General features: G+C 36.8%; 14 protein-coding genes. 11 read left to right on the top strand and 3 right to left on the bottom strand.

Annotated elements, in window-relative coordinates:
* Nucleotides 1–89: 89 nt before the first annotated feature.
* From ACRD62_RS09720 to ACRD62_RS09690, 7 genes are all read left to right on the top strand, one after another.
* A complete protein-coding gene (locus ACRD62_RS09720; RefSeq protein ID WP_321405476.1) occupies nucleotides 90–677 on the top strand; it encodes a hypothetical protein in 588 nt (195 codons plus the stop codon).
* Between the two features lie 174 nt (nucleotides 678–851).
* Complete coding sequence (rpsO, locus tag ACRD62_RS09715) at nucleotides 852–1121, top strand: 30S ribosomal protein S15 (RefSeq protein ID WP_321405477.1); 270 nt, start codon at nucleotides 852–854, stop codon at nucleotides 1119–1121.
* Nucleotides 1122–1327: 206 nt separating this feature from the next.
* Nucleotides 1328–3463 (top strand): polyribonucleotide nucleotidyltransferase, encoded by a 2136-nt coding sequence (locus ACRD62_RS09710; protein ID WP_321405478.1) that lies wholly within the window; start codon nucleotides 1328–1330, stop codon nucleotides 3461–3463.
* Nucleotides 3464–3572: 109 nt separating this feature from the next.
* Entirely contained in the window at nucleotides 3573–4049 is a 477-nt protein-coding gene (locus ACRD62_RS09705; RefSeq protein WP_430819930.1) for a hypothetical protein, read from the top strand.
* A gap of 11 nt (nucleotides 4050–4060) precedes the next feature.
* Nucleotides 4061–6184, top strand: coding sequence for a prolyl oligopeptidase family serine peptidase (locus tag ACRD62_RS09700; protein WP_430819929.1), 2124 nt, complete (start codon nucleotides 4061–4063; stop codon nucleotides 6182–6184).
* An 80-nt stretch (nucleotides 6185–6264) separates the two neighbouring features.
* Nucleotides 6265–6921 carry a deoxynucleoside kinase gene (locus ACRD62_RS09695; RefSeq protein ID WP_430819928.1) on the top strand — a complete coding sequence of 219 codons (657 nt, stop codon included), beginning with the start codon at nucleotides 6265–6267 and terminating at the stop codon, nucleotides 6919–6921.
* 273 nt (nucleotides 6922–7194) lie between these two features.
* Complete coding sequence (locus ACRD62_RS09690) at nucleotides 7195–8841, top strand: tetratricopeptide repeat protein (protein WP_430819927.1); 1647 nt, start codon at nucleotides 7195–7197, stop codon at nucleotides 8839–8841.
* A gap of 68 nt (nucleotides 8842–8909) precedes the next feature.
* Here ACRD62_RS09690 and ACRD62_RS09685 read toward each other — a convergent pair whose 3' ends face one another.
* Complete coding sequence (locus ACRD62_RS09685; RefSeq protein ID WP_430819926.1) at nucleotides 8910–9443, bottom strand: RNA methyltransferase; 534 nt, start codon at nucleotides 9441–9443, stop codon at nucleotides 8910–8912.
* A 112-nt stretch (nucleotides 9444–9555) separates the two neighbouring features.
* Here ACRD62_RS09685 and sucC point away from each other — a divergent pair, with 112 nt between their 5' ends.
* Nucleotides 9556–10746: an ADP-forming succinate--CoA ligase subunit beta gene (gene sucC, locus ACRD62_RS09680; RefSeq protein ID WP_430819925.1), complete on the top strand. Its 1191-nt coding sequence runs from the start codon at nucleotides 9556–9558 to the stop codon at nucleotides 10744–10746.
* Between the two features lie 87 nt (nucleotides 10747–10833).
* On the opposite strand, the gene ACRD62_RS09675 is transcribed toward sucC, so the two are convergent.
* A complete protein-coding gene (locus ACRD62_RS09675) occupies nucleotides 10834–12096 on the bottom strand; it encodes an arginine deiminase (protein ID WP_430819924.1) in 1263 nt (420 codons plus the stop codon).
* A 104-nt stretch (nucleotides 12097–12200) separates the two neighbouring features.
* Nucleotides 12201–13421 carry an NAD(P)/FAD-dependent oxidoreductase gene (locus tag ACRD62_RS09670; RefSeq protein ID WP_430819923.1) on the bottom strand — a complete coding sequence of 407 codons (1221 nt, stop codon included), beginning with the start codon at nucleotides 13419–13421 and terminating at the stop codon, nucleotides 12201–12203.
* 254 nt (nucleotides 13422–13675) lie between these two features.
* Here ACRD62_RS09670 and ACRD62_RS09665 point away from each other — a divergent pair, with 254 nt between their 5' ends.
* From ACRD62_RS09665 to hutU, 3 genes are all read left to right on the top strand, one after another.
* The gene (locus ACRD62_RS09665) at nucleotides 13676–16489 is read left to right on the top strand and encodes a M16 family metallopeptidase (protein WP_430819922.1); all 2814 of its coding nucleotides are present in this window, start codon (nucleotides 13676–13678) and stop codon (nucleotides 16487–16489) included.
* 122 nt (nucleotides 16490–16611) lie between these two features.
* Entirely contained in the window at nucleotides 16612–17232 is a 621-nt protein-coding gene (locus ACRD62_RS09660) for a DUF4294 domain-containing protein (protein WP_430819921.1), read from the top strand.
* A gap of 119 nt (nucleotides 17233–17351) precedes the next feature.
* Nucleotides 17352–19361 (top strand): urocanate hydratase, encoded by a 2010-nt coding sequence (hutU, locus tag ACRD62_RS09655; protein WP_430819920.1) that lies wholly within the window; start codon nucleotides 17352–17354, stop codon nucleotides 19359–19361.
* Nucleotides 19362–19545 lie beyond the last annotated feature (184 nt).

Raw genomic sequence — 19545 nt, 5'->3', positions numbered from 1 at the left:
GGAAAATCTAAATAACTGTGAATACAATTTAATTTTTGGTTCGCTTTTTGATAGATGATAACCAGTTTTAAAACCCAAATACTTAAAACATGAATGCAAAAAAACTTTTAGGAATAGGAATCTTCACTCTTGCTTTAGCAGCAAGTATGGTTAGCTGTAAATCTAAAGAGAAAGTTAGCACAAATAGTGAAGTAGGAACCATATTGGAAAATATGCCTTGCGAAGATAAAGGTCGTTCAGACAAAAATTATTTCCGTGCAAGTGCCATGGCAACCAGCTCTGACTTAAGTCTGGCAAAAGAAAAAGCTTTATTAAATGCTAAACAACGTTTGGTAACCCTTATCAACTCAAACACAAAATCAGTTACCGATCGTTATGTAAATGAACGTGAATTTGGTGATGCTTCTGAATTCGAGCAAAAATTTGAAAACCTTACTCGTGAGGTAGCAGATGAAACTATTTCAAACATTGTTGTAGCCTGTGAAAAAGCCAGTGTTCTTGACAATGGTAAATACCGTGGATTTGTTGCCATTGAAGTTAGCAAAGAAGATATCATGAATGGTATCGACAATAAATTATCAAGTAATCAAAAACTTCAGGTTGATTACGACAAAAAGAAATTCGAAGAAATTTTTAACCAGGAAATGCAAAAACTGGCTGAAGAACAAGGATACTAATCCTCGAAAAATATTTACAAAAGTCCCGAACTTAATTATAGTTTCGGGACTTTTTTTTATCCTTAATTATTACCTTTGATCTGAACGATAAAATTTTAGTTACAAACAACTTGTCTTGTTGAATTTATTACCTATCTTTGCACCCTCAAATTATATATTTAAACATATTTTATTATGTACTTGACAGCAGAAAAGAAGCAAGAGATCTTCGAGAAGTACGGAAAATCGAATACTGACACTGGTTCTCCAGAAAGCCAGATAGCATTATTTTCTTTCCGTATCTCGCATTTGACTGAGCACTTAAAGTCAAATCGTAAAGATTATAGCACAGAGCATGCTTTAAAAAAATTAGTAGGTAAGCGTCGTAGCTTGTTAGACTACTTAAAGAAAAATGATATCGAAAGATATCGTGCCATCATTGCAGAACTTGGAATTCGTAAGTAAGCAAACGGCAAAGCGAACAGAAAGCAGTTTTCGAAAGAAAGCTGCTTTTTTTATGCTCTTATTTCTCGATTATTTGTTTTTATACAGGAATTTATTGTAACAATTAACCATAAGTTAAAAAATAAACAGTTTTTACACATTATCTTAGGATATTGCATATCTTTGGCAGTAATATAGAAGGATAAAAAAAGAATAAGAAAATTGTCATGATTAAACCATTTGAAAAAGTTATTGAACTAGGTGATGGCAGAACAATTACCATTGAAACTGGTAAATTAGCTAAACAAGCAGACGGCTCGGTAGTCGTTAAAATGGGAAATACCTATTTATTGGCGGCAGTTACCTCTGCTAAAGATGCAAAACCCGATGTGGATTTTATGCCGCTAACAGTTGAATACAAAGAAAAATACGCTGCTGTTGGACGTTTCCCTGGAGGTTTCCAGAAAAGAGAAGCTCGTCCGTCAGATTATGAAATATTAGTATCTCGATTGATCGACCGTGCATTACGTCCTCTTTTCCCTGAGGATTATCATGCTGATACTTTTGTTACCGTTAACTTAATTTCGGGTGATGCAGAAGTTGCTCCGGATGCATTGGCAGGTTTAGCTGCTTCAGCAGCATTAGCTGTCTCTGATATTCCATTCCACGGTCCAATCTCAGAAGTTCGTGTTGGCCGTATTAACGGAGAAATGAAAATCAACCCAACTGTATCTGAAATGAAAAATTCAGATATGGACATCATCGTTGCTGCTACCATGGATAACATTATGATGGTAGAAGGTGAGATGGATGAAATCTCTGAAGCTGAATTGTTGGAAGGCATGAAAGTGGCTCACGACGCTATCAGGGTACAATGCCAGGCTCAGATCGAAATGATGGAAGCTTTAGGAAAAACCGTTAAGCGCGAATACTGTCACGAAGAAAATGACGAGGAGTTACGCGAAAAAGTTTGGAAAGCTACTTATGATAAAGCATATGCAGTTGCAAAATCAGCTAACCCAAATAAACACGAGCGAATTGAAGCTTTCGAAGCTATCTGTGATGAATTTATTGCAGAAAACTATACCGAAGAAGATGAAATCCCAACAGGATTAATCAAAAAATACTATCACGACGTTGAAAAAGAAGCTGTTCGCAAGGTAGTACTTGACGAGAAAGTTCGTTTGGACGGACGTAAAACAGACGAAATCAGACATATCTGGAGTGAAATCGACTATTTACCAGGACCTCACGGATCAGCAATTTTCACTCGCGGAGAAACTCAATCGTTAACTACTGTTACATTGGGTACAAAAATGGATGAGAAATTGATTGATGATGTAATGACACAGGGCTATGACCGCTTCTTGTTACATTACAACTTCCCTCCTTTCTCAACTGGAGATGCTCGTCCTGCACGTGGTATCAGCCGTCGCGAGATTGGTCATGGTAACCTTGCATTCCGTGCATTAAAAGGAATGATTCCAACCGACTATGCATACACTGTACGTATTGTTTCTGATATTCTTGAGTCAAACGGTTCATCTTCAATGGCAACTGTTTGTGCAGGAACACTGGCTTTAATGGATGCAGGTATTCCTATTAAAAAACCTGTTTCGGGTATTGCAATGGGATTGATTACTGATACCAAATCAGGTAAGTTTGCTGTATTATCTGATATCTTAGGCGACGAAGACCACTTAGGAGATATGGACTTCAAAGTAACCGGAACAAGAGACGGTATCACAGCCACTCAGATGGATATTAAAGTTGATGGTCTTTCATACGAAATTCTTGAACAGGCATTGAATCAGGCTAAAGCTGGTCGTATGCATATTCTGGATAAAATTGCAGAAACTATCACTGAACCACGTGAAGATTACAAACCACATGCTCCTCGAATCGTTGCATTCAACATTCCTAAGGATATGATTGGTTCTGTTATCGGACCGGGTGGTAAGATTATTCAGGAAATTCAGGCTACAACTGAAACTGTTATTACTATCGAAGAAATTGGTAATCTTGGTAAAGTAGCTATTTCAGCCAGCAACAAAGATTCGATCGATGCTGCTGTTGCCCGAGTGAAAGCTATCGTAGCTGTACCTGAAGTTGGAGAAGTTTACAAAGGAAAAGTAAAATCAATTGTTCCTTTTGGAGCTTTTGTTGAAATTCTTCCTGGTAAAGATGGATTACTTCACATTTCTGAAATTGAGTGGAAACGTCTTGAAAAAGTAGAAGATGCTCTGAAAGAAGGTCAGGAAGTTGAAGTTAAGCTTATCGAAATAGATCAGCGTTCCGGTAAATTAAAACTTTCAAGAAAGGCTCTTTTACCACGTCCTGAACGTAAACCAAAAGCTGAATAAATAAATTCACCTTATTATATTAAGGCCGACTCAATGAGTTGGCCTTTTTTGATGCCAGTAAAACTTTTGCTAATTTCAAAGTTTATACACCCTTCGAAACAAAACCAATATGGACAGGAAAACAACATTTGATACGCTAAATCAACAACTTGACAAAATTCCTAAAGCCCAAATACGATCATTAAGTCTTGCTGTACTTCCCCGATTAATGGGTGCTATTCATAATCAGACCGATACCTGTCATCACTGCAAAAAATTTAATGATGAAGGAGAGGTATTCGTTCATAATATTCAACAGCTATTCAACGATCCCAAAGCACTTGGTCCCTTTGAAGATTGGGTGGAACAATCACAAAAACATCTGAAAGCAGAACACCAATTGCACGTTAGAGGTCGTATTTCGGCAACTTACGCTACAATGGGTATGTTGGCAGGCATAATCATAGGTGCTTCTTATGTCTGGTTAAGTATTGAAACCAATTACCTTGCTTTTATAAGTCTTGGTTGGCTCCTTGGTATGCTGGGAGGATATATTTCCGGAAAAGTTATTGAAAACCGATTAAACAAAAACAATAACCTTTACTAACACCCACAATTATGAAACATCTGAATTTAATCAGCTTGTTCGCATTGCTTTTGTTATTCTCATGCGAAACTGCTCAAAAACAATTCAACTATCCTGAAACCCCAAAAGGAGATGTTGTTGATAATTATTTTGGTACGGATGTAGCAGATCCCTATCGCTGGCTTGAAGACGATCGTTCTGAAGAGACAGCCCAATGGGTTAAGGCAGAAAATCAGGTTACTTTCTCGTATCTTGAATCCATTCCTTTCAGAGAGAAAATAAAAAACCGACTCACTGAAATTTGGAATTATCCGCGTCGTTCTGCTCCCTGGAAAGAAGGTGGTATGTATTTCTTCTCTAAAAACGACGGATTACAGAATCAGAGTGTATATTATATGCAAAAAACACTTGACGATGAACCTGTTCTTTTTATGGATCCCAATAAATTATCAGAAGATGGCACTGTGGCACTTGCCAATTTCTCTGTTTCTGATGATGGAAAATATCTTGGCTATGGTACATCAACCGGTGGCTCCGACTGGCGCGAATTCTATGTAAAAGATATAGCTACAGGTGAAAAACTGAATGATCATCTTAAATGGATAAAATTCTCCGGTATATCATGGTATAAAGACGGTTTCTTTTATAGCCGTTATCCTACCCCTGAAGAAGGAGATGAATTCAAAGGTCAAAACAGTAACAGTAAAATTTACTACCATAAAGTTGGTACAACTCAGGATGAAGATCAATTGATATACGAAGACACCGAACATCCAGACTGGGGCTTTTACGCAGGGGTTACGGATGATGAGAAATATATGATCATCAGCGTTACAGAATCAACCAGTGGTAATGCTCTCTACTTTAAAAGCCTTGAAAGTTCAGATAGTGAACTTAATAAAGCAATTGAAACGTTTGACAAAGATTACAATGTCATCGATCATTATGATGGATCACTTTGGGTTATGACCAACGATGAGGCACCAAAATACAAAGTCATTAAGATTGATGTCAACAAACCAGGTAAAGAAAACTGGACCGATCTCATTCCGGAAGATGACAAAAATGTATTACAAAGCATTTCTGTAGTTGGTGGTAAAATATTTGCCAATTACCAACAAGATGCCCATTCTATAGTAAAGGTTTACTCTATGAATGGTGAATATCTTTATGATGTTGAATTGCCTTCAATTGGAACAGTAAGTGGATTCTCTGGAAAGAAAGAAGACAACATTACTTTTTATACCTTCTCCTCTTACACTTATCCATCTGTTATATACAAATATGATATTGAAAAGAACATTTCAGAACTATATCATAAGACTGAGATAGATTTTGCTATTGATCAGTACGAGACGAAACAGATTTTTTATGAAAGTAAAGATGGAACACAAATTCCAATGTTTATTGTACACAAAAAAGGTTTGGAATTAAACGGTAAAAATCCGACTTGGTTATACGGTTACGGAGGTTTTAATGTAAGCCTTAATCCACGTTTTGATATACGTCGTTTAGTATGGTTAGAAAATGGTGGTGTTTTTGCTGTAGCTAATTTACGCGGAGGTGGTGAGTATGGAGAAGAATGGCATCAAGCCGGTACTCTCATGAACAAACAAAATGTTTTTGATGACTTTATCGCCGCGGGTCATTATCTGGTGGACCAGGGATATACCAATCCTGAATTGCTGGCTGCACAAGGTGGCTCAAACGGAGGATTGTTAATTGGAGCAGTTATCAACCAGGCGCCTGAATTATTCAGGGTGGCTTATCCACAAGTGGGTGTGATGGATATGCTTCGTTACCAAAAATTCACTATCGGAAGATATTGGGCAACTGATTATGGAACAAGCGAGGATAATAAGGAAATGTTTGAATATTTATATAATTATTCTCCCGTACACAATATTGATGGTAATCTGAAATATCCATCAGTAATGGTTACAACAGCTGACCATGATGACAGAGTGGTTCCGGCACACTCTTTTAAATACATCGCTACTTTACAGGCTGCTTACAAAGGTAATCGCCCTGTTCTTATTCGAATTGAAACTGATGCCGGACATGGTGCTGGTAAACCTACTTCAAAAACGATTGAAGAATGGACAGACTTATATACCTTTGCATTTGATCAAATGAGTATAAATCCGGTCTATTAATAATTAAAAATAAAAATCATTTGTGCCTTAAGATATATGCATTTTTTATTGATGCATTCTTCTTAAGGCATTTTTAAAAGATGAATAAGCTGAATAAAAAATACCTGGTAATAGAAGGTAATATAGGAACCGGCAAATCAACTCTTGCTAAAATGATTAGTAAAGATGTTGATGCACGTCTTGTTATGGAAACCTTTGCTGATAATCCATTTTTACCAAAATTTTACGATGATCAGGAACGTTATGCCTTTCCGTTGGAGCTATCTTTTCTGGCTGAAAGATATAAACAGTTAAAAAAGGACTTTGATACAGGTGATTTATTTCATGAAATGACCATTGCTGATTATCACTTTTTTAAATCGTTAATTTTTGCTGCCAAAACATTACCTGAGGATGAATACAGATTATACCGTCAGATATTTGATATAATCTATAGCATGACTCCTATTCCTGATTTGTATATTTATCTACATCGCCCCATCGATATCTTACTGAAGCAGATTGAAAAACGCGGTCGTATTTATGAAAAAAGCATAAATGGCGAGTATTTAAAAAACCTACAGAATGGTTATTTTCAATTCTTTAAAGAGCATCCTGAACTTCCGGTGCTAGTAGTTAACCTGGAAGATCTGAATTTTGAGACAGACGAACAGGTTTATAACACACTCATCAATCTCATAGGGAATGATTATCAAAAAGGCATAACCCGCATTAACTTAATGACATTATTAGGTTAAAGACAAAAGCATGCATATAACATACTTTTGTTGGAATTAAAACCAATTTGGAAACTTTATTGAATTGTATTAAATTCAGATAATATCTATATTTGCAATAAATCTTACACTGATCTTTTATATTTTAAAAACATTCTTAAATTTGTAGAGTTCATCTATGAATTAAGTTCAAAAACAAATAATTGGGTAAACATTATGAAAAAAACAAGAATCAACCTATTTGCAACTCTAGCTCTTGCAGCACTTTTAGCTAGCTGTGCTGGGTTGGATAAGATGAAAAAAGGCGCACCTGAAGTTAAGTATACCGTAACTCCTGAAGTTTTGGAAGCTCATGCAGGTAAAGTTGATGTTGAAATTAAAGTTCAGATTCCTGAAAAATATTTCGACAAGAAAGTAGCATTGGAAGCTACTCCTGTTTTGGTCTATGAAGGTGGCGAAACTGCATTCCCATCATACAAACTGCAAGGAGAAAGCGTTGAGGGTAACGAAAAAGTTATTTCTTACACAAATGGTGGTTCTTTCACTTATACCAACTCTGTTGAGTATAACGACAACATGAAAGTTTCTGACCTTGTTGTTCGTATCAAAGCTACTAAAGGTGGAAGCACTTCAGAATTTGATGATTACAAAATTGCTGATGGTGTTATTGCTACTGCTACTTTGGTTGCTGACCAGGGAGCTCAGGCTGCTATCGGTGCTGATAACTTCCAACGTATTATTCCTGAAGAAAAATTGGCTGACATCTATTTCTTGATTCAACAAGCCAGCATTCGTGGAACTGAATTACGCAAAGAAGAAATTGCTGCATTGAAAGACTTCATCAAAGAAGCTCAGGCTGCTGAAAACAAAGAATTCAAAGGCGTACAAATTTCTGCTTATGCTTCTCCAGACGGACCAGCTGACTTAAACACAAGCTTAGCTTCTAAGCGTGAAAAAGTGGCTAAAGATTACTTAGCTCGTGAGTTGAAAAAAGCAAAAGTTGACGGTGCTAAAGAAGCTGACTTCTTTACATTAAAAAATACTCCAGAAGACTGGGAAGGCTTTAAAGCTTTAATGGAAAAATCAGACATCCAGGATAAAGAATTAATCTTACGTGTTCTTTCTATGTACAGCGATCCTGAAGTACGTGAGCGTGAAATCAAGAACATGTCTGAAACTTTCAAAGTAGTTGCTGACGAGATTCTTCCTAAACTTCGTCGTTCTAAAATGTCTGTTAACGTTGACGTTATCGGTAAATCAGATGCAGAAATTTCTGAACTAGCTGCTAGCACTCCTGCTGAATTAAATATCGAAGAGTTGCTTTACGCTGCTACTTTAACTGAAGACGTAGATGCTCAACTAGCAATTTACAAAGCTGCTGCTGATAAATATCCAAAATGTTGGAGAGCTGCTAACAATATTGGAGTTACTCTTTATGCTAAAGGTGACTTAGCTGGTGCTAAATCTGCTTTCGAAAAAGCTAACAACATTAAAGGCGGTGTTGCTGAAGTAAACAACAACTTAGGAGTTATCGCTCTTCGCGAAGGTGACTTAGCTAAAGCTGAAGAGTTCTTCGGAGCTGCTGCTGGTGCTGGTGCTGAGCTTGATAACAACTTAGGTATTGTTGCTATCCATAAAGGTGAATATGACAATGCAATCCGTTACTTTGGTAACAGCACAAGCTGCAACGCTGCTTTAGCTAAAATCTTAGCTAAAAACTACGATGCTGCTTTGTCAACTATCAATGCTAATACAATGGAAGTTGGTTTCAAATATTACTTAAAAGCTATCGTTGGTGCCAGAACAGGTCAAAACGACTTAATGTTTGATGCATTGCGTAAGGCTACTGAGTTGGACGGTAAATTCAAAGAATATGCAGTGAAAGATCTTGAATTCGCTAAATTCTTCGAAGATGCTACATTCAAATCAATTGTACAGTAATTAATAAATTACAATATACAAGAAAGGGAGACAGTGAGTCTCCCTTTTTTTTTGCCGTATTCTTTAGTCTATTCCAGTTCTATCTTGCGAAAGAATTCCCATAAAACAATACCGGTTGTTACCGAAACATTAAAAGAGTGTTTAGTACCATATTGAGGAATTTCAATACAAACATCACTGGCATCGACAACTTGTTGTTGAACTCCCTTCACTTCATTTCCAAGTATCAAAGCATATTTTTCATTAACCTCCGTATTAAAATCAGGCAACGAAACACTGTTTTCAACCTGTTCAATACTGCAGATCATAAAACCTTCGTCTCTTAATTTATTGATGGCTTCTAATGTATCTTCATAATATTCCCAATCAACTGCATCTTCTGCGCCCAGAGCTGTTTTATGAATATCGTTATGAGGAGGTGTTGCAGTAATGCCACATAGTATAATCTTATCCACTTTTAATGCATCAGAAGTTCTAAAAACCGACCCAACATTATTTAGACTTCTGATATTATCCAATACCACTACTACCGGCAATTTATCGGCCTTTTTATACTCTTCTATACTTAATCTGTTAAGCTCTATATTCTTTAATTTTCTCATTAATCAGAATTTTGACAACAAAAATAGTACTATTCCTGTTTTTAATAGTAATCGCAAAAATATCAGCGATAATTAATTATAGATTTTTAATACAGATACTAAATCCCTTTATATGAACATTCACGAATACCAAGGAAAAGAAATCTTAAAATCATTTGGAGTTACTATTCAGGAAGGTATTGTTGCCTTAACCCCAGATCAGGCTGTTGAAGCCGCAAAAGAATTACAAGCTAAAACAGGAACCGGATGGTGGGTAGTAAAAGCCCAGATACATGCTGGGGGACGCGGAAAAGGCGGCGGTGTTAAACTGGCTAAGACGCTGGATGAAGTTAAAAACAAAGCGGAAGATATTCTGGGTATGAATCTGGTAACACACCAAACAGGCCCAGAAGGTAAAACTGTACATAAAGTACTAATTGCCCAGGATGTATATTACCCAGGTGAGAGTGATACCGCTGAATTTTATATGAGTGTTTTGCTTAACCGTCAAACAGGAAAAAACATAATCATGTATTCCACCGAAGGCGGTATGGATATTGAAGAAGTAGCTGCTAAAACTCCCGAACTTATTTTTAAGGAAGAGATTGATCCGGGATTAGGTTTACAGGCTTTTCAAGCCCGAAAAATTGCTTTTAACCTGGGTCTATCGGGCAAAGCTTTCAAGGAAATGACAAAGTTTGTTACAGCCCTTTATAGTGCCTATGTTGGAACAGATTCCTCTATGTTTGAAATAAATCCTGTATTAAAAACATCAGATAATTTAATTCTGGCTGTTGATGCCAAAGTAAATCTGGATGACAATGCTTTATTCCGTCACCCTGATTATGAAGCAATGCGCGATTTAAATGAAGAAGACCCCGCAGAAACAGAAGCGTCTAAAAGCAATCTTAATTTTGTAAAATTAGATGGCAATGTTGGCTGTATGGTTAACGGTGCCGGATTGGCCATGGCAACCATGGATATCATTAAACTTTCAGGTGGTGAACCTGCCAATTTCCTTGATGTTGGAGGAGGTGCCAATGCAGAAACTGTTGAAGCCGGTTTAAAAATCATTTTAAATGATCCTAATGTAAAGGCTATTTTAATTAACATCTTTGGAGGAATTGTTCGTTGTGACCGTGTGGCCCAAGGTGTAGTTGAAGCCTATAAAAAAATTGGAGAAATCAATGTACCTATCATTGTACGATTGCAGGGTACCAATGCCGAAGGAGGTAAAAAAATAATTGATGAATCAGGCTTAAAAGTATTCTCAGCAATTACCCTGAAAGAAGCATCTGATCTGGTACAGGAAATAATGTCATAATACACTTTCATACTACAAGAAAGGCTGTCATCAACAATGGGGACAGCCTTTTTATTTTCTATACTTTTAAATAAGCTTAATTGTTCTTTACCAGTTTACAAACTTCCTTCTTACAGGCATCGTCATACACCTGGCACCTCCTCCTCCTCGTGCCAACTCTGAACCTCCAATGGTGACCACATATTTTTCGTAATCAGACAGGTTAATCTTATTATCAATTACATCAATAGCATTAATAATTTCATAGCCATTTTTATTCATTTCTTCCATCGTATAAACATTACGGGCATATCCCATAACTTTTCCCGGAGCAATAGCGAAGAAATTAGCTCCACTGTGCCATTGTTCACGTTCCTGAATCCACATATCTGAAGAACCTCCGCAGGAAATGGGCTTCAAATCCATTCCCAATTCTTTAAGGCACGAAAGCAGGTTATCTTTCTTTTCGATCGATACTACTTCCCCGTTGTCTAAACTAATTAAGATTGTGCCATATCGGTTTAATTTCATAATCAGCGGTTCATAAACCATACAAGCATCTTTATCCAGAAGGGTAAAAACCATATCGAGGTGTATAAACGATTCAGGTTCACCCGGAAGCTGTTGCACTACTATGTATCTTTTGTCCTTTTTTTGCTTCATTTGATTGACAATAAAATCAATCCCCTGAGATGACGTTCGTGCACTGTTTCCAATAATTAGTATATCTTCTCTAGCAATAAGCACATCTCCCCCTTCAATGGTTGTTTCAGCACCGATATTATAATAACTATTAGGGTTGACTGACTCTGCCTTAATCTGATTCGAATGATTAAAAATGGCCTCCATCAAAATAGCCTCACGCTCTCTTACTTTATTTGCCATTTTAGAAATCAGAACTTTATTGTAAATACTGACACTGGCATCACGGGTAAAAAAGAAATTATGCAAAGGACGCAATGCATAACGTTCATCAGACAAGAAAGTAGTGAGGGAGTTTTTTTGCAAATCAACACCTTCTATTAATTGCCTTGCCAATTCGGGAGTAGGCAAATCCAACAAGAACTCCTTCATATTGAGTACCTGTTCATAAGTACATATCTTTTCAATCAATCCCAATCTTATTTTAGGTTGATCAAGTATGTCTGCCAATAAGTCTTTAACCTGAAATGTTTGTGTTACCTTCTCTAAAACACCCGCCAACTGCTTATATTCTTCTACGGCAACTGACAGGTTTAAGATATCACTATAAAGAGCTCTTTCTGCATTTGTAGGAGTCATATTTTCAACCTCTTTTCCAGGGGTATGCAATATAACACCTTCTAATTCGCCTATTTCTGAATAAACACCCGTTTCAATGGTCTTCGTCATGGCAAAACAGTTTAATTTTTAGTATTTGTTTCTTCTTCTACAACAAAAATATAAACCATAACTCAGAATAAAAACGATAGTGATTAACTTCATGTTTTAAATCATTAGAAAGAAGGCGAAAAATTAAAAGATAAAGGAGCCTGTAAAGGTAGCTCTTCTTTAAATCTTTTTTTACTCCATTCTTCCATCAACGCTTGCTGATATTGTTTGGCCCTTAATCCATCATTAAGCATTAAGGCAGCTTTCAATTTATCATCTTTAAAATACAACCAACGCTTCACCCCTTTTTCATCCTCCTTCACAATTTCGTACTCATTAGGAACTAACTTCTCATATTCAGCTGAGAATAAAAATAAATTAAATACCTCTGTTTTTAGACGATATGGTGGCAAAGTATGCTTCTCTTTCTTATCAAAAAGATTTAATGCTGCCAGTTTACCCTGATGCTCGGCTGCGTGCCACAGACCTGTAATGATACCATTATGATGCTGAGCAACATCACCTGCTGCCAGAATATCTTCATTGGAAGTATGCATCCATTCATCTACAACAATTCCTTTCTCAGTATTCAATCCAGCACTTTTTGCTAGCTGTATATTTGGTAATGTTCCTGTACTGCTTACTATTTCATCAAATTCAATTGTATCACCTCTTAACTTGGTTGCAAAATGATCTCCTACCCTTTCAACAGAATTGACTGAGACACCTGAGTACAATTGAACACCTCTTTTTAACATTGCTTCCTCCAAAGGTTGGATAAATTCATGCGGAAACAATTTCTGAAGCGGATACTTCATACGACTTGCAAGAATCACTTCTTTCCCTTTTCTAATGAGCTGATCAGCTGTTTCGATACCCTCAACACCACCTCCTACAATTAGAAATCTTTGTTTATTACTGGCAACTTCCAATAATCGCTCAACATCTGCAGCATTCTGAACCGAATGCATTTCTGCAGGCTCAATACCTGCAATACGCGGGATAACCGAACCTGCACCTGTTGCCAATAAAAGCTTATTGTATTCAATGGGTTCTGTTTCTTCGAAAAATATTTGTTTATTCTGAGCATCAATTGATGTTGCCCAGATATTTAATAATTCTACATTATTGTTTTGATACCAAGCTTTATCTGCAATGATAAAATCATCTTTATCAAAACCGCGAACCATGTTTTTATTAATTTTGGTTCTTTTGTATGGTAAACGATCTTCTCCGTAAATCAATAAAACCGAATCATTATTTCCCGTTTCCCTTAGAGTTCTTATAAAACTTATTGAGGCTATACTACCCCCAATAACAACAATAGGATATTTCTTACTATTCATATTTTAAGATTATTCATTTTGTTATCATGTCTAATTTCATAACAAACCATGGTCAATAGAGTTGAAAAATCATTTAATAATTCTAATAATACGAACTCTTACTTTTACACAGCTAATTGGTTTATCCAATAAAACTTCGAGTAATCGACATAAAAAAAATAACTAGTCCAGTAAACCTTAATTGTCAGTTGTTAAACTATGTATAATATATTTTATAAAATTCATTAATTACTAGATTTGAAAAAACGATAAGAATGAAACATATATTATTAAGTACTCTTTTGCTATTCGCAATACTTATACCAGCCTTAGCTCAATTTGATTTAAACACCCCGGTTCCCATGGATTCAGCAATCCGAACGGGAGTGTTAAAAAATGGTTTAACGTATTACATCAGACACAACGAAGAACCCAAAGAAAGAGCAAGTTTTTATATTATCCAGAATGTAGGTGCAATACTGGAAGATGATAACCAAAATGGTTTAGCTCACTTTCTAGAGCACATGGCTTTTAATGGCACTAAGAATTTTCCTGACAAAGGCATTATCAACACATTAGAAAGACATGGCGTTGCTTTTGGCAGAAATATAAATGCATATACTGCAAAAGATGAAACTGTTTACAACCTAAGTAATGTTCCGGTTGGTCCGGAAGGTTTGATAGATACCTGTTTACTTATTCTTCATGATTGGTCGGATAATCTTACACTGGACGCCAAAGAAATTGATGATGAAAGAGGTGTAATCTCAGAAGAATGGCGAACCCGCAGAAATGCTGGCTTTAGACTGAGAGCTCAATTCTCTCCGGTTCTTTACAATGGTTCAAAATACGGCAAAAGAGATGTTATTGGTGACTATGAAGTAATAAATGGCTTTGATTATGAAGAGCTTCGTCGTTTCTATCACGACTGGTACCGTACCGATCTTCAGGCAATTGCTATAGTTGGTGATATTGATGTTGATGAAATTGAAGAAAAAGTAAAAGCATTATTTTCAAAAATTCCAGCTGTTGAAAATCCCAAAGAGCGTTATTATATAACCATTGATCCAAAAAAAGAGATGGATTATGTGTTAGCTACAGATAAAGAAGCTAATCAATCAAGTATATCGCTTTATATTCGTCATGATGCTGTTTTACCGGAACACAAAACACATGCAACTTTCAGAAAGTCATATTTGGAATCCTTAGTTTCCAGTATGATCCGATCACGCATTTCTGAACTATTGGAAACAGGCACACCTCCTTTTATAACCGGAAGTATCGGTTTTTCAAGTTTAACCAAAACAAGCGATTTATTTTATATTTCAGCCACTGCCAAAGACAATGAGGAAGACATTGCTTTTGAAGCAATATTGACTGAGGTTGAGAGAATAAAAAGATACGGCTTTACTGAAACTGAGCTGGAAAGAGCCAAAGCTTCATTCCTTCTAGGTTATGAGAACTATTATAAAGGTAGAGATAAAATATCGCACGATAGCTATTGTCGCGAATTTAAAGAGCTTTACCTGAATAACACTCCTATGCCCGGAATTGAGTATGAGTATGAATTTGCAAAAAGCGTTATTCCATCCGTAACGGTTGATGAACTGACAGAGCTATTCAGAGAAGGCTATACAACCGAGAATGCAGTCATCATTATTACCGGTCCGGATAAAGAAGGTATCAATCATTTAAACAAAGATGAAAGTTTTTCGATTATTGAAAAAGTAAAGCAAAAAGACATTGAGCCTTATGTAGATGAACAAGTTGATGATAATCTGATTAGTTCGTTACCAGTTGAAGGCAAAGTAATAGCAGAAAAAGAATTGCCAGAATTTGATGCTGTTGAATGGACATTAAACAACAACACCAAAGTTATTTATCGTTTTGCCGATTATAATAAAAATCAGGTTTCACTGCAAAGTTTCAGCAAAGGTGGTTCTTCGTTGTATGAAACAAAAGATCTGGCAACCATTGGTGTAATGTCTGATTTTATGTCGTTGTTTGGCATTGGAGATTTAAGTGCATCAGACTTAAAAAAGGCTTTAACAGGAAAAACAGCTTCTGTAGGCTTTTCTGTCAGCGATCTTTCCGAATCTATTAGTGGACATTGTCGTCCGGAGGATTTTGAAACAATGATGCAGTTGGCCTATATGAAATTTGAGAAGCCTCGCTTTGATGAGGAAGCCTATAATACTTTTATGCAACGTAACCTTGCATATATTGCCAACATTGGTGATAATCCCAACAAAATACTTAATGATAGTCTGGTTCTATTGAGATCTGACTATAATGAGCGAACATTATTATTTGGCGAGGATTTTCTGAATAAGGTTTCCTTTGAACGAATGAAGGATATATACAAGGAGCGTTTTAATAATGCTGCTGATTTCACCTTTTTTATCGTGGGTGATATTGACAAAGAGACAGCAAAAGAAATATCAGCCAAATACCTGGGAGCCATCAGAAGCAATGATACAAAAGAAAATTGGGTAGATAATAATGTGTCAGCTCCTAAAGGTGAAACCATTAAACGCATCCCTATTAATTTTGCTGATCCTAAGGCCACAGTTAAAATCTATTTCGATAATGAATTAGAGTATACCCCTGAGAACCGCATAGGATTATCGTTTATTGAAAAAATTCTGACTTTGCGATATACAGAAGAAATCAGAGAGAAAGAAGGTGGCACCTATGGTGTTGGTGTAAGAGCAGGTAGTAATCGCATTCCCAAACAGGATGCTGTAATTAGCATCGGTTTTGATACCGATCCGGGCAAATACGAAACATTGATTCCTTTAATACATGCCGAAATCGATAAGATTATTAAGAATGGTGTTACTCAGGAAGACTTGAATAAAACCCGCTTAAACATGCTTAAAAACCGCAAAGAACAAAAGGAAAACAACGGTTATTGGATGAATATCCTCCGAACATATTATATCCAGGGAATCAATAACGATCTTCCTGAAAATTATGAGACCATTATTGAAAATATGACTTCAAAACAATTACAAAAACTGGCTAAAACATTCTTTAAAAAAGCTGATAAAATGGAACTTGTTTTTGTCAACGACAAAGAAGAGTAAAAAATTGATAAAATGATTTAACGGAGCAGCTATCGCTACTCCGTTTTTTTGTTTGTAATTTTGCTGAAAGTAATTTAGTTTCTTTCAACGAAACAACCATTTGATTGTTCTGGTATAAAAAAATGATGCTTGTTAAGCCATATAGTTATTCGGTAATATTGCTTCTTATCTTATTCTTTACAGGAAGCAGCTATACCGTATTGGCACAAAAAGACACGGTTAGAATTAAGGATATTATTTTAAACCATCAGATAATCGATAATGATACAATCCCTCATATTACTCTAAAAGAGGTTCCCGTAATGCCTCCTTTTAAATTTAAAAGCAAAAGACAAAAACGGCGATATTCCAAACTGGTACACAATGTAAAGATTACACTGCCCTACGCCCGTAGAGCAAGTTATACTATTAACGACATCAATTCTAATCTTGCCCTGATTACAGAACCAAAGGAACGTAAGAAATATCTTAAACAGAGAGAAAAGGAGCTTTTTGAAGAATTTGAGACACCGTTAAAAAAACTAACCTTCTCACAAGGCAAGCTATTAATTAAGCTCATTAATCGTGAGACTGGCGATACTACCTATGAATTAATTAAAGAATATAAAGGAGGTGTTTCAGCAGTATTTTGGCAGGGAATAGCCCGTTTATTTGGTTCCAACCTAAAATCAGAATTTGACAGTGATGGTGATGATGTGATGATTGAGCATATTATCCTGCTAATTGATAACGGAATGATCTGATCAATTGACGAATCTCACCTTTTTACAACTCTTCCAATTGCGCTATGTCATAAAACTTGTTTGTAAAAAGCCGGTACTTTGTATTTAGCAGAACAAGAACATTGACAAATTAAAAACAAATGACCCCTGAACAGTTTAAAGCAGCAATTTTAGAAGGAATACCATCATCCGTTCCTCCAAAAAAGGAATATGATCCTAATATTAATCATGCTCCAAAACGAAAGGATATATTAACACAGGAAGAGAAAAAACTAGCTCTTCAGAATGCTTTACGTTATTTTCCAACAGAGCATCATGCCGAACTGGCTATCGAGTTTTTGTATGAGCTAAATACTTTTGGCCGGATATACATGTACCGGTACCGCCCGGATTATGAGTTGAAAGCTCGTCACATTGATGAATTTCCACACAAATCAAAACAGGCGGCAGCTATTATGCTGATGATTCAAAACAACCTTGATTATGCAGTAGCTCAACATCCACATGAATTGATTACCTATGGTGGAAATGGAGCTGTATTTCAAAACTGGGCTCAATACCGCCTAACAATGAAATATCTTGCCGAGATGACCGATGAGCAAACATTGACAATGTATTCGGGCCATCCCATGGGCTTGTATCCATCACACAAGGATGCCCCACGTGTTGTTGTTACCAATGGCATGATGATTCCTAACTATTCAAAACCTGACGACTGGGAGCGATTCAATGCTTTGGGGGTAACGCAATACGGTCAGATGACAGCCGGTTCCTATATGTACATTGGTCCACAGGGAATCGTACATGGAACAACGATTACCATCATGAACGCAGGCAGAAAAATATCGAATGGCAAAGCTGATCTGGCAGGTAAATTATTCGTCTCAGCAGGATTGGGAGGCATGTCTGGCGCTCAACCTAAAGCCGGAAATATAGCCGGATGCATCAGTGTGATAGCCGAAGTCAATGGCAAAGCAATACATACACGATACACTCAGGGCTGGGTTGATGAAGTGATTGAGGATCTTGATGAACTCTGCGAAAGAGTAATGATTGCCAAAGTAAACCACGAAGTAATCTCGATAGCTTACCATGGCAACATAGTGGATGTCTGGGAGAAATTTGCCAGGGAAAATATTCACGTTGATTTAGGATCAGATCAAACATCATTACATAATCCATGGGCTGGAGGCTATTACCCAGTAGGTTTATCATTCGACGAAGCGAATGATATGATGGCTACTCAACCTGAATTGTTCAAAGAAAAAGTTAGGGAAAGTCTATGTCGCCATGTTGCCGCAATCAATAAACTGACTGCTCAAGGCATGTATTTCTTCGACTACGGAAACGCATTTCTGTTGGAATCGAGTCGTGCCGGTGCTGATATATTAAAAGAAAATGGTGACTTTAAATATCCATCATATGTTCAGGATATTATGGGACCCATGTGTTTCGATTATGGGTTTGGCCCGTTCCGCTGGGTATGCAGCAGCAACGATCCCAATGATCTTGCCGAGACTGATAGAATTGCAACAGAAGTGCTGGAAGAATTGCGACAGGAATCCCCTGTTGAGATACAACAGCAAATGGCAGATAATATACATTGGATAAAAGAAGCCGGAAGAAATAAATTGGTAGTTGGATCTCAAGCCCGTATTCTATATGCCGATGCCGAAGGTCGTATTCGCATTGCTGAAGCTTTTAATAAAGCCATAGCCAATGGCACACTTTCAGCTCCGGTTATATTAGGTCGCGACCATCATGATGTGTCGGGCACGGACAGTCCATATCGCGAAACATCCAATATTTATGATGGCTCACGTTATACTGCCGATATGGCAATTCAGAATGTTATCGGTGATTCGTTCCGTGGAGCAACCTGGGTAAGCATCCATAATGGCGGCGGTGTCGGCTGGGGCGAAGTAATCAACGGTGGTTTCGGCATGTTATTGGATGGTACAGAAGAAGCTAATAAACGATTACAAAACATGCTTTTTTGGGACGTAAACAATGGAATAACACGTAGAAGCTGGGCACGTAACGAAGGCGCTGTTTTTGCCATTAAAAGAGCTATGAAAGCTAATCCCAATTTAAAAGTTACAATACCGAATATGACCAATACTGATATGATTGACAAACTGTTTCGTTAACCCTTCATATCCCATCAACAAATACAAAGCAAAGCATCGTGGTATATTATTGATCACGGTGCTTTTTTATTGCTGCTATATTAACCTTGAAAGGTCTAATGATTGGATATACTTCTTTATCCCTGCCCTGTCGTTTACAATTGGGATAGAAATGACATTACATTGAGGTAAATCTCTCTGAAAT

It is taken from the genome of Carboxylicivirga caseinilyticus, from assembly GCF_050589785.1.
GTDB lineage: Bacteria > Bacteroidota > Bacteroidia > Bacteroidales > Marinilabiliaceae > Carboxylicivirga > Carboxylicivirga caseinilyticus.
This window is presented reverse-complemented; position numbering and strand designations above follow the sequence as displayed.

Bases quoted from the DNA above. Each gene is read 5' to 3' on its own strand.
- ACRD62_RS09720 (WP_321405476.1), top strand. From the start codon at position 90: ATGAATGCAAAAAAACTTTTAGGAATAGGAATCTTCACTCTTGCTTTA.
- rpsO (WP_321405477.1), top strand. From the start codon at position 852: ATGTACTTGACAGCAGAAAAGAAGCAAGAGATCTTCGAGAAGTACGGA.
- ACRD62_RS09710 (WP_321405478.1), top strand. From the start codon at position 1,328: ATGATTAAACCATTTGAAAAAGTTATTGAACTAGGTGATGGCAGAACA.
- ACRD62_RS09705 (WP_430819930.1), top strand. From the start codon at position 3,573: ATGGACAGGAAAACAACATTTGATACGCTAAATCAACAACTTGACAAA.
- ACRD62_RS09700 (WP_430819929.1), top strand. From the start codon at position 4,061: ATGAAACATCTGAATTTAATCAGCTTGTTCGCATTGCTTTTGTTATTC.
- ACRD62_RS09695 (WP_430819928.1), top strand. From the start codon at position 6,265: ATGAATAAGCTGAATAAAAAATACCTGGTAATAGAAGGTAATATAGGA.
- ACRD62_RS09690 (WP_430819927.1), top strand. From the start codon at position 7,195: ATGAAAAAAGGCGCACCTGAAGTTAAGTATACCGTAACTCCTGAAGTT.
- ACRD62_RS09685 (WP_430819926.1), bottom strand. From the start codon at position 9,443: ATGAGAAAATTAAAGAATATAGAGCTTAACAGATTAAGTATAGAAGAG.
- sucC (WP_430819925.1), top strand. From the start codon at position 9,556: ATGAACATTCACGAATACCAAGGAAAAGAAATCTTAAAATCATTTGGA.
- ACRD62_RS09675 (WP_430819924.1), bottom strand. From the start codon at position 12,096: ATGACGAAGACCATTGAAACGGGTGTTTATTCAGAAATAGGCGAATTA.
- ACRD62_RS09670 (WP_430819923.1), bottom strand. From the start codon at position 13,421: ATGAATAGTAAGAAATATCCTATTGTTGTTATTGGGGGTAGTATAGCC.
- ACRD62_RS09665 (WP_430819922.1), top strand. From the start codon at position 13,676: ATGAAACATATATTATTAAGTACTCTTTTGCTATTCGCAATACTTATA.
- ACRD62_RS09660 (WP_430819921.1), top strand. From the start codon at position 16,612: ATGATGCTTGTTAAGCCATATAGTTATTCGGTAATATTGCTTCTTATC.
- hutU (WP_430819920.1), top strand. From the start codon at position 17,352: ATGACCCCTGAACAGTTTAAAGCAGCAATTTTAGAAGGAATACCATCA.